This window comes from Neorhizobium sp. LMR1-1-1.1, from assembly GCF_040675795.1.
GTDB classification, from domain to species: domain Bacteria; phylum Pseudomonadota; class Alphaproteobacteria; order Rhizobiales; family Rhizobiaceae; genus Neorhizobium; species Neorhizobium cellulosilyticum.
This window is the reverse complement of record NZ_JBEGHE010000002.1, coordinates 71,939-85,619: the sequence shown is the minus strand read 5'-3', so window position 1 is coordinate 85,619 and position 13,681 is coordinate 71,939. Positions and strand designations below refer to the sequence as shown.

Here is a 13,681-nt window from a genome sequence, read left to right as displayed (position 1 = left end):
GGAGGTAGGCCGCATAATTCTTGGACACAATGCTTTTAAAGTTGTGTTGTCGTGCGTTTTGTCAATTGCCAAGCAAGGTGCTGCAATTGAAAGTGGTTTTGTCGATGAAGCGGCGGCGTGGGACCATCTCGCGGGCCGGATTTCGCGCATCATGTTCTCTCGCCCAGGGAAAGGGGCAGGTGACAGGGGAAAGAATGGCCACGACACGCAACGCACGGGAAGATGATGTCGATGTCTTGGCCGAAATCGGTTTTCGCGCTTGGGAAAAGGCGATGGAAGCGATCGGCGAGATGGCCGATATGCGAGTGAGCGCACGCGAAGCCTTCGTCAATTTCACCCGCTCCTCCTGGCTCACAATCACGGTGGTGGAGGAGTTCTCAACTGTTGCCGGATGGGCCGCGCGCGAGCATCTGGACGAACTGATCTCCGATTTCTGGATCGATCCCCAATATCAGGGACAAGGTCTGGGCAGGGCGCTGCTCGAGGAGGTCGAGGCCGAAATCCTCCGCCAGGGATTCAACAAAGCGCGTATCGAGACACATGCGCAGAACAATGAGGCGATCGGCTTTTTCGAAAAGCACGGTTATGCCATCCATTGGCTGTCAGTTGCCTATTCTCCTAAGATCGATCGCGACGTCCAGTCCGTCGGGCTGTCCAAGATGCTTGTCGAAGTGCCGCCGACGGCGAGCTACGGTCAGGAATTCTAGCCGAGGCCAAGCTTTTCCAGCAGTGTGATTACTGACTCTGGTACTGTTATCGCCACAACAAGCCATGCCATTTGCAGGACGAAGAACAAGGGCAAGGCGAAGTTGAAAGGCGGCTTGCGGGTCTTGTGGCGCAGCAGTCGCTGTGCCGCGAGCGCGCCCGGGCCGCCGGCGGTAAACGCAATCAGCAGCAACGTCGATTCCCTGACGCGCCGGCTGCCATTACGCGCCGCCCGCTTGTCCCACCAGTAGATTCCGAATACGAGCGCGTTGTAGGCAACAGCCAGCGCCGCTAGAGGCAGGATCGGGTTGATCCCCATGAATTTCTTCCTTCTGCCCGCATGCCGCGGATGAACGGCGCGGCGAAGCCCCTCAAGTCTTGCGCCACCACGGCATTTGTTCTACCTCACGAATTCAAAGAATTCACGCATGAGACGAGCCCAAGATGACCATTGTCGACGTCCGTACCCCTGATCCCAAACGCTTCATCCCCGGCGCCACCGGCGACTGGGAAGTGATCATCGGCATGGAGGTTCACGCTCAGGTCCTCTCCAATTCAAAACTCTTCTCCGGCGCCTCGACCGAATTCGGCAAGCCGGCCAATGGTAACGTGTCGCTCGTCGATGCCGCCATGCCGGGCATGCTGCCGGTCATCAACGAGGAATGCATCAAGCAGGCAGTGCGCACCGGTCTTGGCCTGAAGGCGCAGATCAACAAGCGCTCGATCTTCGATCGCAAGAACTATTTCTATCCGGATTTGCCGCAGGGCTACCAGATTTCACAGTTCAAGGACCCGATCGTCGGCGAAGGCAAGATCATCATCTCGCTCGGTCCAGACCGTCAGGGCCAGTTCGAGGATATCGAGATCGGTATCGAGCGCCTGCACCTGGAACAGGATGCCGGCAAGTCGATGCATGACCAGCATCCGACCATGTCCTATGTCGACCTCAACCGTTCGGGCGTCGCCCTGATGGAAATCGTCTCGAAGCCCGACATGCGCTCCTCGGACGAAGCCAAGGCCTACATGACCAAGCTGCGTTCGATCGTGCGCTATCTCGGCACCTGCGACGGCAACATGGACGAAGGCTCGATGCGTGCCGACGTCAACGTCTCCGTCCGCCGCCCGGGTGCTGAATTCGGCACGCGCTGCGAGATCAAGAACGTCAACTCGATCCGCTTTATCGGCCAGGCGATCGAATACGAGGCACGCCGCCAGATCGGCATTCTAGAAGATGGCGGTTCCATCGACCAGGAAACCCGTCTCTTCGATCCGGGCAAGGGCGAAACCCGCTCGATGCGCTCCAAGGAAGATGCGCATGACTACCGTTATTTCCCCGATCCGGACCTGCTGCCGCTCGAATTCGACGACGCCTTCATCGACGCCCTGCGCGCTGATCTGACCGAACTGCCGGACGATAAGAAGGCCCGTTTTGTTTCGGAACTCGGCCTGTCGATCTATGACGCCTCGGTTCTTGTTTCGGAAAAGGCGATCGCCGATTATTTCGAAGCCGTTGCCGAAGGCCGTGACGGCAAGACTGCCGCAAACTGGGTTATCAACGACTTGCTGGGTGCCTTGAACAAACTCGGCAAAGACATTGAAGAGACTCCGGTTTCGCCTGCCCAGCTCGGCGGCATCATCGACCTCATCAAGGCCGAAACCATTTCCGGCAAGATCGCCAAGGACCTCTTCGAGATCGTCTTGAACGAAGGCGGCGATCCGGCCGAAATCGTCGAATCTCGCGGTATGAAGCAGGTCACGGATACCGGCGCCATCGAAAAAGCCGTCGACGAAATCATCGCCGCAAATCCGGATCAGGTCGAGAAGGTCAAGGCCAAGCCGACGCTCGCCGGCTGGTTCGTCGGCCAGGTAATGAAGTCGACCGGTGGCAAGGCCAACCCGCAAGCCGTCCAGGCGCTGGTCAAGGCCAAGCTTGGCATCGAGGAATAGGTCTTGTTCTTCGTACGCACCGCCGGCGAAGAGGACGTGGAGAGGATCCGCGTCCTTTTAGGCGAAACGTTTCATGATGCTTATGATCCGTTTTACGGGGCTGATCAGGTGGCCAAGATGGTGAGCGGTTGGCATTCAGCGAATGCGATCCGCTCGCGCATCGGCAAACGCGACGGCGAGTTTCTGGTGGCCGACGACGGCCGCAAGCTCGGCGGCATCGCTTATGCGGCCATCTACCCCAAGATGGCCAAGACCGTGATGCTGCACCAACTCTACGTTCGCCCTTCCTGCCAGAACGAGGGTATCGGCCGCGATCTGTTCGCCGAGATGGAAACCTGCTTCCCGGACGCGGAAATCATGCGCGTCGAGGTTGCCCTTCCGAATGTCCGCGCCATGTCCTTTTACGAGCGCCTCGGTTTTTCCGAGGTCGACCGCATGGAGGAGTGGGGAGCGCCGAATTCGGGCCTGCCCGCCATCATCATGGAAAAACGCCTGCAGCAGCATTGAATGCGGACGAGGGGGAAGAGCTATGATCGACGTGATCATCCGACGCGCACATGAGGAGGATCTGAGCGCGATCGTTGCCATGTTTGCTGATGACCAAAAGGGTGGTCACGGCGACACGACCGATCCCGAAGCGTATGAGGATTATCTTCGCGCCTTCCACATGATCGATGCTTCCGCCAACGAACAGCTGTTCGTGGCGGAGTTGGATGGCGAGGTCGTCGGCACGTTTCAGTTGCTCTACACCCGCACGCTCACCTCGCGAGGATCCCTGTCGATGATCATCGAGGCGGTGCAGACGCGCTCGGATATGCGCAGCCGCGGTATTGGCGGTCGGATGATCGATTATGCTGTGCAAGAGGCAAGGCGCCACGATTGTCAGCTGGCGCAATTAACCTCCAATGCAGTTCGCACCGATGCGCATCGTTTCTACGAGCGGCAGGGCTTTGCCAGGACCCATACCGGTTTCAAGATGAAGCTCAAGTAGTCTTGAAGCCTAGAATCGCTGGACAGGACCGGCGGCAGGCGTCATAAGCAGGATAGCCATCTTTCGGCGTCCACAAGTCCAATTCGACGATTGTCAAAGCGACGGAATACCCCATGAAAGAACTTCTGCTGCAGATATTCACCTGGTGGAACGGTCAGACGATGGGGACGCGTTTCTTCACCTGGCGGCACGGCAAGAAGGTTGGCGAAGACGAAATGGGCAACGTCTATTACGAAGGCCCGATGACCTCTTGGGGCAAGCCCAAGCGCTGGGTCATCTACAAAGGCTACGCGGACGCTTCCGCCATTGCTCCCGGCTGGCACGGCTGGATGCATTATCGCACCGACGTTCCGCCGTCGCAGGAAAATTACGCGGCCCGCGAATGGCAGAAGCCGCATAAGCCGAACATGACCGGCACGCCGCTCGCCTATCACCCCAAGGGCTCTCTGGCTTCCACGGGCGAACGCCCGCGCGTCACCGGCGACTACGACGCCTGGACGCCCGGCAACTGAGACTGCTGGAGATCGGCCCGACCTTGACGGTCATTTGGCCATAATCGCAATCTAGTCATCGACCGTCAACGCGGCCGAGACGGGATGAAAATGACACGGACTATGCCTTTTCCACGCAAACTCATTCTCGGTGCGCTGATCGCGGTGGCACCGCTGCTTGCCACGGAACAGGCCGTTGCTGCCCGGATTTCCAATCCGGTTGCCGTCTTTGCCGGCATCGACAAGATCACCGGCCGCATCACCACCTTCGACGTCTATGTCAACGAGACGGTGCAATACGGTGCACTGCAGGTGACGCCTAAGGTCTGTTACTCACGCGACGACACCGAGGCACAGAAGATCGACGGCTTTATCGAAGTCGACGAGATCACCCTCGACCGCAAGATCCGCCGTATCTTTTCCGGCTGGATGTTTGCCGACAGCCCGGGCCTCAACGCCGTCGAGCACCCGATCTATGACGTCTGGCTGACCGGCTGCAAGCCGCAGTCCGATATTCCTGCGCCGGCAAAAGCCACAAATTGATCGATTAGAACTTTCCCTCAGAAGGGCAGGTGCGGCCGGTCGACGGCGTCGCGCAACAGAACAAGATATTCGTCTTTCGGAATATCGATCGCGCCGAATGTCTTCAGGTGATCGGTGGTAAACTGCGTGTCGAGCAATCTGAAACCGTTCCGGTTCAACCTTTCGACCAGATGTACGAGGCAGATCTTCGAGGCATCCGTTTTCCTCGAAAACATGCTTTCGCCGAAGAAGGCGGCTCCCAGAGACACGCCATAGAGCCCGCCGACCAGAGCGCCCTCCTGCCAGGCTTCGACGCTGTGTGCGTGGCCCATGCGGTGAAGCTCGCCATAGAGTTGGCGGATGGTCGCATTGATCCAGGTGCTCGGGCGGTCGGCGGCTGATTCCGCACACATGCCGATGACCTCGTCGAAGGCCGTGTCGAACCGAATTTCGAATGGCTGCTTGCGGACGGTTTTAGCGAGGCTTTTCGAGATGTGGAAATCGTAGAGCGGGATGATGCCACGCATCTCGGGCTCGACCCAGAAGATCTCCGGGTCATCGGCGGACTCCGCCATCGGGAAAAGGCCTATGGAATACGCTCGCAACAGAACGTCCGGTGTAATTGCCGGGTAATATCTGCCGCGCCGCCCTGCCATTTCGCTCCCTAAAGAATGTGCCCGGAACTTTCTGCTCCGGGCACATCATATACCTAGTGTTGGTCGCCGCCAGCCAGATAGTTTTCCAGCCAGTGAATGTCGTAGTTACCCTTCTGGATATCAGGGTTGTCGACCAGATCCCGGAAGAGGGGCAGCGTCGTCTTGATGCCGTCGACGACAAACTCGTCGAGCACGCGGCGCAGACGCCTCATGCATTCCTCACGGGTACGGCCATGCACGATTAGCTTGCCGATCAGGCTGTCGTAGTAAGGCGGGATCTTGTAGCCGGCATATGCGCCTGAATCGACGCGAACACCGAGACCGCCAGGTACATGGAAATGCGTGATCGTGCCGGGCGACGGCACGAAGGTGCGCGCATCCTCGGCATTGATACGGCATTCAATCGCGTGGCCCTGGAACTGGATTTCTTCCTGGGAAACGGAAAGTCCCTCGCCGGAAGCGACCCTGATCTGCTCGTGAACGAGATCGATATTGGTGATCGCTTCGGTGATCGGATGTTCCACCTGCAGGCGGGTGTTCATTTCAATGAAATAGAACTCGCCGTTTTCGTAGAGGAATTCGATCGTACCGGCACCGCGATACTTCATTTTCTTCATTGCGTCGGCGCAGATCTGGCCGATGTTCATCCGCTGCTCGACCGTCAGGGCAGGGGAATTGGCTTCTTCCCAGACCTTCTGGTGACGACGTTGCAGCGAGCAGTCGCGCTCACCGAGATGGATCGCATTGCCTTCGCCGTCACCGACCACCTGGATTTCGATGTGCCGCGGCATGCCGAGGTACTTTTCCATGTAGACTGCGCCATTGCCGAAAGCATTGAGCGCTTCGGTGCGGGCGGTGTCGAACGCTTCCTGCAAGTCGGCTTCGGTCTTGGCGACCTTCATGCCGCGTCCGCCGCCACCGGCGGTCGCCTTGATCAGGACCGGGAAGCCGATCTCCCTGGCGATGTCCATGACGTTTTCAGGCGTGACTTCGCCTTCGGAGCCCGGAACGACCGGGATGCCGAGTTCTACGGCCGTCTGCTTGGCGGTGATCTTGTCACCCATCAGGCGGATATGTTCGGCGGTCGGGCCGATGAAGGTGATGCCATGCGCTTCGAGGATTTCCGCGAACTTGGCATTCTCCGACAGGAAGCCGTAGCCCGGATGCACGGCGTCAGCGCCAGTGATCTCGCAGGCTGCAACGATCTGGTGGATGTTGAGATAGCTCTCGCGTGACGGCGGAGGGCCGATGCACACGCTCTCGTCGGCGAGGCGGACATGCATGGCGTCCGCATCGGCCGTGGAATGCACGGCGACGGTTGCGATGCCGAGTTCCTTGGCGGCTCTCAGGACACGCAGCGCGATCTCACCGCGATTGGCTATGAGGATCTTGGAAATCATAAAAAGCGCCTTACTCGACGATGACGAGCGGCTGACCGTATTCCACGGGCTGCGCGTCGTTGACCAGAATTTCAGTGACCTTGCCTGAGCGCGGCGCGGGGATCTGGTTCATGGTCTTCATCGCTTCGATGATGAGCAGCGTCTGGCCTTCCTTGACGGTCGCGCCGACTTCGATGAATGCCTTTGCGCCCGGAGCAGGCGACAGGTAAGCCGTGCCGACCATCGGTGCGGTAACCGCGTTCTTGTTGTCGGCCGCTGCGACAGGTGCTGCTACCGGAGCGGCGGCAACGGGTGCTGCGGCTGCAACCGGGGCGGCTGCCGCGATCGGCGCCTGTACGTACTGCATTGCCGAAGCGCGCGAAACGCGGATGCGCAGATCGTCCTGCTCGACTTCGATCTCGGTGAGATCGGTATCGTTGAGGATGTCAGCGAGGTCGCGGATCAGTCCCTTGTCGATCCCGTTCTTCTTCTCAGACATGGCAAACCCTATTGTTCTGTTCTATCTTGTCAGGCGATTGTGTATTTCAAGGCATGGAGCGCCAGAATGTAGCTCGCCGTGCCGAAGCCGCAGATGACGCCCTTGGCAGCCGGCGCGATCATCGAGTGATGGCGAAACTCTTCCCGTGCATGAACATTCGAGATGTGCAGCTCGATGACCGGTACCGACACCGCCTTGATCGCGTCGTGAAGCGCGATCGATGTGTGCGTATAGGCACCGGCATTGATGGCGACGCCGACGGCCTTGTCGCCGGCTTCGTGAACCCAGTCGATCAGCGTTCCCTCATGGTTGCTCTGCCGAAAATCGACATCGAAACCAAGCTCTTTGCCCGCTGCAATGCATTGCTGCTTAACGTCATCCAGCGTTTGCCCGCCGTAGATGCCCGGCTCTCTTTTGCCAAGCATATTGAGGTTTGGGCCGTTGAGGACGAAAATCGTCTTGCTCATACCGATCTTATGTTCCATCCGAATTCAGCGGCCACCTATAGACCGGTAGGCCGGCAAGGGAAAGCCCCTGCCGCGCCGAAACGCCGCTGGTCCACTAATCGATTCGCAATTCGTCAAAGATAGTCGGAAAGCAGGCCGGTCTCAGCAGCTTGCCTTGCCGCAAGAGCGGACATTGCCGACCTTTTCCTCGATCTGCTGCAGGCCGACGGCGCCGAACACCGCTTCATCGCCCACGACATAGGTCGGCGTGCCGGTGATTCCGATCGCGTTTGCCAGCTGATAGGCCTGCCGAACGATGTCGTCATTTGGCTTGTCGGTCATCGTCTTGCGAATCTTGGCCTCATCGACGCCGAGTTCGGTCGCAACGGAAATCGCCGTTGCTTCGGAGGCATGCTCCTGGCCGACGAGAAGTTCGCGGTGAAATTCCGGATACTTTTCAGGTGCGAGAATGCGCACCGCATCGGCCACCTTGTGCGCCGCCAAGGAATCCGGGCCAAGGATCGGAAATTCCTTCAGCACGAAACGGATATTCTTGTCCTTCGCAAGAATGTCGTCCATGTCGCTCATGGCCCGTTTGCAATAGCCGCAATTGTAATCGAAGAACTCGACCACCGTCACATCCCCCTTGGGGTTTCCAAGCACGATGTCATTGGGAGACGAGAAGATTTCGTCCTTGTTGGCGGCAACCGCCTTAGTCGACTGATCCGTCCGCTGCGCCTGCTGCTTCGCTTCCAATGCGTTCTGGACCTCGATCATGACCTCGGGGTTCTGGATCAGATATTCTCGGATGAACGCACCCATTTCCTTCTTCTGGCTGTCGTCGAGCGCAACGGCCGGTACTGCAGCGAGAGAAGCGGCAATCGCCACTCCTGCGGCGAAGGTTTTGAACAGGCGCGTCATGAAATTCCTCTTGAAGCTTTGCGCCACGAATCTCGAGACGCCGGCGTAATTGTGCCGCAAGGCTAAGCCAGCCGGCGCATCCGGGAAATAGGAAATGTGCATCGCGGCACGATCAAGGCTTCAAATCTCCGTAAGGCAACTGGACCACGGAGATTCCGATAGGCAACCACATACAGGAGCTTGCGGCTGTTTCCTAAACCGATTCCCCAACGGTTGAGACCGGAAAGCCAAAAACAAAAATGGCCGCATAAGCGGCCATTTTTTTACATCAAGTCAGTTGCGGATCAGAAGAATCCGCGGCGTTGCCACCAGCCGGCCTTTTTCGGCTTGGCTTGGTCAGCGTCACCTTCCGGCGTTGAATTGCCTTCAGAGCTTTTCACCACAGCCTCGCTAGAGGACGAGATATTAGAGGCACGGTTCGCGCGGGCAGGCTTGGCGTCTTCATCGGCTGCCGGCGTTGCTTCGACCGGTGCGGTCTCGGTTGCAGGCTCTTCGACCTTGATCTCGGCTGTCGGAGCGGCTTCCACCCTTTCGGCAACAACCTCTGCCGCCTCCGTGGCTGCAACTGCCGCAGCAGCTTCGGCTTCGATGGCCTTCTTGCTACGGCGTGCACGCTTCGGCTTTGCCGGAGCTTCTGCCTCTGCTGCAACTTCAGCCGGTGCAGCTTCCGCAATCGCTTCTGCCGGAGCAGGTTCTACGGCTTCAATTGTAGCCTCGACCACTTCGGCCACATAGGTTTCTTCGCCTTCGTTGTCCGAATCATCTTCCGCGCCGGCTTCTACACCGTCCTCGCCATTGCGGTTACGGCGACCACCACGCTTGCCGCGGCGACGGCGCTTGCGACGGCCGTTTTCGTCCGTCTCCGAATCTGCGGAAACCTCGGAGGTTGCGGAGACTTCGGCTGCATCGTCTTCGCTCTCGTCGTCACCATCCTCGGCGTCCTCGGAGATTTCGTCGATATTGCTGCCCTGTGTCTGGGCATCGCCATTCCGTTCGCCGTTACGGTTACGACGACGACGACGACGCTTGCGCTTGCGGCCGTTCTGGTCGTCGCCCTCGGCGCGTTCCGGCTTGCTGACAGCCTTGGCTGGCTCGATATCGTTTTCTTCCTCGTCCTCCTCCATGTCGATGACGACATCATCGTCTTCCTCGACAGGGATGGCGGCAAACTGCATCAGGCTTTCAATCTTGATCGGGTTCTCGACGGCTTCGCCGCGATCGATCGCAAAATGGGTCGAGCCGATGCTGACATCGGATTCGATGAAGATCGAGACCCCGAAGCGGTTTTCGTAATCCACCACGGTGCCGCGCTTGTGGTTCAGCAGGAAGAGCGCGATGTCCGGAGTGGTGCGCACGGTGATGTCGTGCGTGGTGTTCTTCAGCAGATATTCTTCGATGCCGCGCAGCACGTGCAGGGCAACGGAAGACTGCGAACGGACATGGCCGGTTCCGCCGCAATGCGAGCAGATCTGCGTTGTCGATTCAAGAACCGAAGCGCGGATACGCTGACGCGACATTTCCAGAAGACCGAAATGTGAGATTCGGCCGACCTGGATGCGGGCGCGGTCGTTCTTCAGGCAATCCTTCAGCTTCTTCTCGACGGCGCGGTTGTTGCGCTTTTCTTCCATGTCGATGAAGTCGATGACGATCAGGCCGGCAAGGTCACGCAGGCGAAGCTGGCGGGCAACTTCTTCGGCGGCCTCGAGGTTCGTCTGCAGTGCCGTGTCTTCGATCGAGTGCTCGCGGGTCGAACGGCCGGAATTGACGTCGACAGCCACCAGCGCTTCCGTCTGGTTGATGATCAGGTATCCACCGGACTTGAGCGTCACCTGAGGTTGCAGCATGCGGTCAAGCTGCGCCTCGATGCCGGAGCGGGCAAAGATCGGATGCAGGTCGCGATAAGGCTGAACCACCTTGGCATGGCTCGGCATCAGCATCTTCATGAAGTCTTTCGCTTCACGATAGCCTTCTTCGCCGGAAACGACGATTTCGCTGATATCCTTGTTGTAGAGATCGCGGATAGAGCGCTTGATCAGCGAGCCTTCTTCATAAACGAGGCAAGGCGCGGTCGACTGCAGCGTCAGCGTGCGGACGTTTTCCCACAGGCGCATCAGGTATTCGAAGTCGCGCTTGACCTCGACGCGGGTGCGGTTGGCGCCGGCAGTACGCAGGATGACGCCCATGCCCTGCGGCACGTCGAGCTCCTTGGCTATTTCCTTCAGGCGCTTGCGGTCCTGCGGCTGGGTGATCTTGCGGGAAATACCGCCACCACGCGCAGTGTTCGGCATCAGAACCGAATAACGGCCGGCAAGCGACAGATAGGTGGTGAGAGCCGCACCCTTGTTGCCGCGCTCTTCCTTGGCGACCTGCACGAGCAGGATCTGGCGGCGCTTGATGACTTCCTGGATACGGTACTGCTTGCGCGGCTTGCGCACGACGCGATCCGGAACCTCTTCCATGGCGTCTTCGGCGCCGACGGATTCGATCACTTCCTTTTCGTGGTTGTCGTCATCGTCGTCATCATCGTCGCTGTCACGACCACGGCGGGCATCGACATCTTCGGAAATCGAATCGGTATCGATCATCGCCGCCATGCTTTCTGGCGTCGAATCGTCGGCTTCGTCGGAAGGTGCGCTTTCAGCAGCTTCTGCGGTGGCCGCAGCTTCTTCCGGAGCGGCTTCCACCGCCTTCTTGCGCGAACGGGTGCGCTTCGGCTTGGCCTTCTTTTCAGGTTCGGCTTCAGCGGCAGCCTCGGCGACCGGAGCTTCCTTGGCCTCTACGGCTTCAGCAGCCACAGGGGCTTCAGCCGCCGGAATGCCGACATCTGGCTGTTCCTCGTTGGCTAGGTCCACCACCGGATCGGCGGCGTCTGCCTCGGCGATCTTGCGCTGGTCTTCCGCTTCCTGCTGCATCAGGGCCTGACGGTCCGCGAGCGGGATCTGGTAGTAGTCAGGGTGGATTTCCGCAAAGGCCAGGAAGCCGTGACGGTTACCGCCGTAATCGACGAAGGCCGCCTGAAGCGAGGGTTCGACGCGCGTTACCTTGGCGAGGTAAATATTGCCCCGGATCTGCTTCTTGTGCTGCGATTCGAAATCGAATTCTTCGATGCGGTTGCCGCGTACGACGACTACGCGCGTCTCCTCTTCGTGAGACGCGTCGATAAGCATTTTGTCTGCCATTGAAATTCTGCTCCTCGGCGCCGCCGTACAAATGCACGAAAGCCTGCCGCGAGGACAGGCTCGTTATGCACAACGGTCACGACGCCGGATAAGGGTGATCCCGCGGGGTCAAGGCGAGACGGCAAGCGGAGAGGCAGCGAAGCCGTGGGCTTCTTCCTTCTTTCCGAGACTTGAAAAAATTGCCGCAACATTAAGGACCAAGCGAGAATGACGATAATTGAACCCTTGCGGGTCCGATGGGGTGCTCCGTGCGAGCGGTGGGTGGCGTGCCACCCGGCATTTTTCCGGCCGTAGCCGGAGTGATCGGTTACGCAAGATCAAGAGTTGCGACGGCGGATGTTTACCGGTACTTGGCGCCAGTCCTTTAAGGCTGGCAAGCCCATCGGCAGACTATCCCGTCAACCCTCTAACCTCACTGGCTTTGTATGGTTTATCTGTCACAATAGCAAGGGAAAAGCCGTATCCGCCATATTGTGGATGGATTTAGCGGCCTTATCGAAAGTGGTGTTGCAATGTCGATTCTGAGGCTTTGTAACAGAAATGCCTGAAATGCAGGCCTTTCATGTGCGGACGGGCGCTGCATGGAGGATAAAGAGGCGGGATACGGCTTGAAATTGAATGAAGTGTTGATGATCGGCAAGGCGATCCTGATGCCTGTTGCGGCGAAAAAACTGCGAATCGCCAGCCGAATCGGTCTTCTGGCAATTCTGGCTCTGTTCCCAGTCTCGACCGCTTCTTATGCATCTCAGCAACCTATACTTGCATTTTCAGCAAGGGTCGCCGGCGATGATGCCCGTACCCGCGTCGTCATCGATTTCGAACAGAAACCTGAATTCGTCATTCACTATGTCGATAGCCCTGAGCGGATAATCGTCGATCTCTCCGCTTCCGCCTTCGGCTTTCCCGCCGCAGATCTTGCTCCACGCGGTCTGTTCAAGGATATTCGTTACGGCACGATGGGCAGCGACAGCGCCCGCATGGTGTTTACCGTCAATCGGCCGGTGAAGCTTGTCATGGCCGAGGTGCAGAAGAATGAGGAGAGGGGCTTTCGGCTGGTGCTCGATGCCGAGATGACCAGCAAGGAACAGTTTGCCGAAATTCTCAAGTCGCAGGACTGGAATACCTCTGCTGCCGTCCCGCCACAGGATGTCGGGCCGGTCATCGAGGATGGGGTCTTTACCGTTGCGGTCGACGCCGGGCATGGCGGGATCGATGCCGGTGCTAGCGGCGCGACGACGAAAACGCCGGAAAAGACGGTGACGCTGGATTTTGCCCGTTTGCTTGCCGAGCGTCTGAACAAGGTTGAGGGCGTCAAGGCTTTCCTGACCCGTGAGGACGACACCTTCCTGTCGCTGTCGCAGCGCGTCACGATTGCCCGGCAGAAACACGCCGATCTCTTCATATCTCTCCATGCCGACACCTTGGCGCAGAAGGACATTCGCGGCGCAACCGTCTACACGCTTTCCGACAAGGCATCGGACCGCATGGCTGAAAATCTGGCTGTCCGGGAAAACCTTTCCGACCAGTTGGCCGGTTTCAGTATCGAGAGCGGCCCGCCGGAAGTTGCCGATATCCTGCTCGACCTGACGCGTCGCGAAACCCAGGCATTCTCGGTCGCGCTCGCCGATAACGTTGTGAAATCATTCGAAGGTCAGGTCGGTCTGATCAACAATCCGCACCGGCAGGCCAATTTCCAGGTCCTGCGCGCGCCGGACATTCCGTCGGTCCTTCTGGAAATGGGCTTCCTCTCAAACCCTGAGGACGAGAAGCTTCTGCTCGATGAAGCCTGGAGAGCCAGGGTGGCGAGACTTGTTGCCGATGCTGTCGATCGCTACCGCCGCCGTTCCGTCGCCAATGGCGGGTGAGCGGCGGTGAAATCGACGTGGCTGCGATGCCACATCGGTCCGGCGAATACCCTCAAGTATCGCGAAGATACGGAATTACC

The 13,681-nt window shown here is 58.7% G+C and carries 14 protein-coding genes; 7 read left to right on the top strand and 7 right to left on the bottom strand.

All coding sequences use genetic code 11. The features are described 5' to 3' along the window. Positions 1-194: 194 nt before the first annotated feature. Complete coding sequence (locus MRBLMR1_RS08250) at positions 195-707, top strand: GNAT family N-acetyltransferase (RefSeq protein WP_500064071.1); 513 nt, start codon at positions 195-197, stop codon at positions 705-707. Here MRBLMR1_RS08250 and MRBLMR1_RS08245 read toward each other — a convergent pair. Continuing rightward, entirely contained in the window at positions 704-1,024 is a 321-nt protein-coding gene (locus MRBLMR1_RS08245) for a DUF1294 domain-containing protein (protein ID WP_500064070.1), read from the bottom strand. The two genes, MRBLMR1_RS08250 and MRBLMR1_RS08245, sit on opposite strands and share 4 nt — an antisense overlap. A gap of 125 nt (positions 1,025-1,149) precedes the next feature. Here MRBLMR1_RS08245 and gatB point away from each other — a divergent pair, with 125 nt between their 5' ends. The 5 genes from gatB to MRBLMR1_RS08220 all read left to right on the top strand — a co-directional run bounded on the left by gatB (position 1,150) and on the right by MRBLMR1_RS08220 (position 4,677). Then, positions 1,150-2,652 (top strand): Asp-tRNA(Asn)/Glu-tRNA(Gln) amidotransferase subunit GatB, encoded by a 1,503-nt coding sequence (gatB, locus tag MRBLMR1_RS08240; protein WP_500064069.1) that lies wholly within the window; start codon positions 1,150-1,152, stop codon positions 2,650-2,652. Between the two features lie 3 nt (positions 2,653-2,655). After that, positions 2,656-3,159, top strand: coding sequence for a GNAT family N-acetyltransferase (locus MRBLMR1_RS08235; protein WP_500064068.1), 504 nt, complete (start codon positions 2,656-2,658; stop codon positions 3,157-3,159). 22 nt (positions 3,160-3,181) lie between these two features. Next, positions 3,182-3,643: a GNAT family N-acetyltransferase gene (locus MRBLMR1_RS08230; protein ID WP_500064067.1), complete on the top strand. Its 462-nt coding sequence runs from the start codon at positions 3,182-3,184 to the stop codon at positions 3,641-3,643. A gap of 113 nt (positions 3,644-3,756) precedes the next feature. Further along, positions 3,757-4,155 carry an NADH:ubiquinone oxidoreductase subunit NDUFA12 gene (locus MRBLMR1_RS08225; protein WP_183991462.1) on the top strand — a complete coding sequence of 133 codons (399 nt, stop codon included), beginning with the start codon at positions 3,757-3,759 and terminating at the stop codon, positions 4,153-4,155. 102 nt (positions 4,156-4,257) lie between these two features. After that, positions 4,258-4,677, top strand: coding sequence for a DUF2155 domain-containing protein (locus MRBLMR1_RS08220; protein ID WP_394353679.1), 420 nt, complete (start codon positions 4,258-4,260; stop codon positions 4,675-4,677). A gap of 17 nt (positions 4,678-4,694) precedes the next feature. Here the strand turns inward: MRBLMR1_RS08220 and aat are convergent, their stop codons facing one another. The 6 genes from aat to MRBLMR1_RS08190 all read right to left on the bottom strand — a co-directional run bounded on the left by aat (position 4,695) and on the right by MRBLMR1_RS08190 (position 11,736). Next, positions 4,695-5,312 (bottom strand): leucyl/phenylalanyl-tRNA--protein transferase, encoded by a 618-nt coding sequence (gene aat, locus MRBLMR1_RS08215; protein WP_500064066.1) that lies wholly within the window; start codon positions 5,310-5,312, stop codon positions 4,695-4,697. 53 nt (positions 5,313-5,365) lie between these two features. Then, positions 5,366-6,712: an acetyl-CoA carboxylase biotin carboxylase subunit gene (gene accC / locus MRBLMR1_RS08210; protein WP_500064065.1), complete on the bottom strand. Its 1,347-nt coding sequence runs from the start codon at positions 6,710-6,712 to the stop codon at positions 5,366-5,368. A 10-nt stretch (positions 6,713-6,722) separates the two neighbouring features. Next, positions 6,723-7,190, bottom strand: coding sequence for an acetyl-CoA carboxylase biotin carboxyl carrier protein (gene accB / locus MRBLMR1_RS08205; protein ID WP_183826845.1), 468 nt, complete (start codon positions 7,188-7,190; stop codon positions 6,723-6,725). Between the two features lie 29 nt (positions 7,191-7,219). Beyond that, on the bottom strand, positions 7,220-7,657 hold the full coding sequence (gene aroQ / locus MRBLMR1_RS08200; RefSeq protein WP_183826842.1) for a type II 3-dehydroquinate dehydratase: 438 nt from the start codon (positions 7,655-7,657) through the stop codon (positions 7,220-7,222). Positions 7,658-7,798: 141 nt separating this feature from the next. After that, a complete protein-coding gene (locus tag MRBLMR1_RS08195; RefSeq protein ID WP_500064064.1) occupies positions 7,799-8,557 on the bottom strand; it encodes a DsbA family protein in 759 nt (252 codons plus the stop codon). 284 nt (positions 8,558-8,841) lie between these two features. Beyond that, positions 8,842-11,736, bottom strand: coding sequence for an Rne/Rng family ribonuclease (locus MRBLMR1_RS08190; protein WP_500064063.1), 2,895 nt, complete (start codon positions 11,734-11,736; stop codon positions 8,842-8,844). A gap of 629 nt (positions 11,737-12,365) precedes the next feature. On the opposite strand from MRBLMR1_RS08190, the gene MRBLMR1_RS08185 reads away from it, so the two are divergent. Continuing rightward, complete coding sequence (locus tag MRBLMR1_RS08185; RefSeq protein ID WP_500064106.1) at positions 12,366-13,601, top strand: N-acetylmuramoyl-L-alanine amidase; 1,236 nt, start codon at positions 12,366-12,368, stop codon at positions 13,599-13,601. The last annotated feature ends 80 nt before the right edge of the window (positions 13,602-13,681 follow it).

Coding starts and splice junctions, on each gene's coding strand:
- aat (WP_500064066.1), bottom strand. CDS start 5,312: ATGGCAGGGCGGCGCGGCAGATATTACCCGGCAATTACACCGGACGTT.
- MRBLMR1_RS08225 (WP_183991462.1), top strand. CDS start 3,757: ATGAAAGAACTTCTGCTGCAGATATTCACCTGGTGGAACGGTCAGACG.
- accB (WP_183826845.1), bottom strand. CDS start 7,190: ATGTCTGAGAAGAAGAACGGGATCGACAAGGGACTGATCCGCGACCTC.
- MRBLMR1_RS08190 (WP_500064063.1), bottom strand. CDS start 11,736: ATGGCAGACAAAATGCTTATCGACGCGTCTCACGAAGAGGAGACGCGC.
- MRBLMR1_RS08245 (WP_500064070.1), bottom strand. CDS start 1,024: ATGGGGATCAACCCGATCCTGCCTCTAGCGGCGCTGGCTGTTGCCTAC.
- MRBLMR1_RS08250 (WP_500064071.1), top strand. CDS start 195: ATGGCCACGACACGCAACGCACGGGAAGATGATGTCGATGTCTTGGCC.
- gatB (WP_500064069.1), top strand. CDS start 1,150: ATGACCATTGTCGACGTCCGTACCCCTGATCCCAAACGCTTCATCCCC.
- MRBLMR1_RS08220 (WP_394353679.1), top strand. CDS start 4,258: ATGCCTTTTCCACGCAAACTCATTCTCGGTGCGCTGATCGCGGTGGCA.
- MRBLMR1_RS08230 (WP_500064067.1), top strand. CDS start 3,182: ATGATCGACGTGATCATCCGACGCGCACATGAGGAGGATCTGAGCGCG.
- MRBLMR1_RS08195 (WP_500064064.1), bottom strand. CDS start 8,557: ATGACGCGCCTGTTCAAAACCTTCGCCGCAGGAGTGGCGATTGCCGCT.
- accC (WP_500064065.1), bottom strand. CDS start 6,712: ATGATTTCCAAGATCCTCATAGCCAATCGCGGTGAGATCGCGCTGCGT.
- aroQ (WP_183826842.1), bottom strand. CDS start 7,657: ATGAGCAAGACGATTTTCGTCCTCAACGGCCCAAACCTCAATATGCTT.
- MRBLMR1_RS08185 (WP_500064106.1), top strand. CDS start 12,366: ATGATCGGCAAGGCGATCCTGATGCCTGTTGCGGCGAAAAAACTGCGA.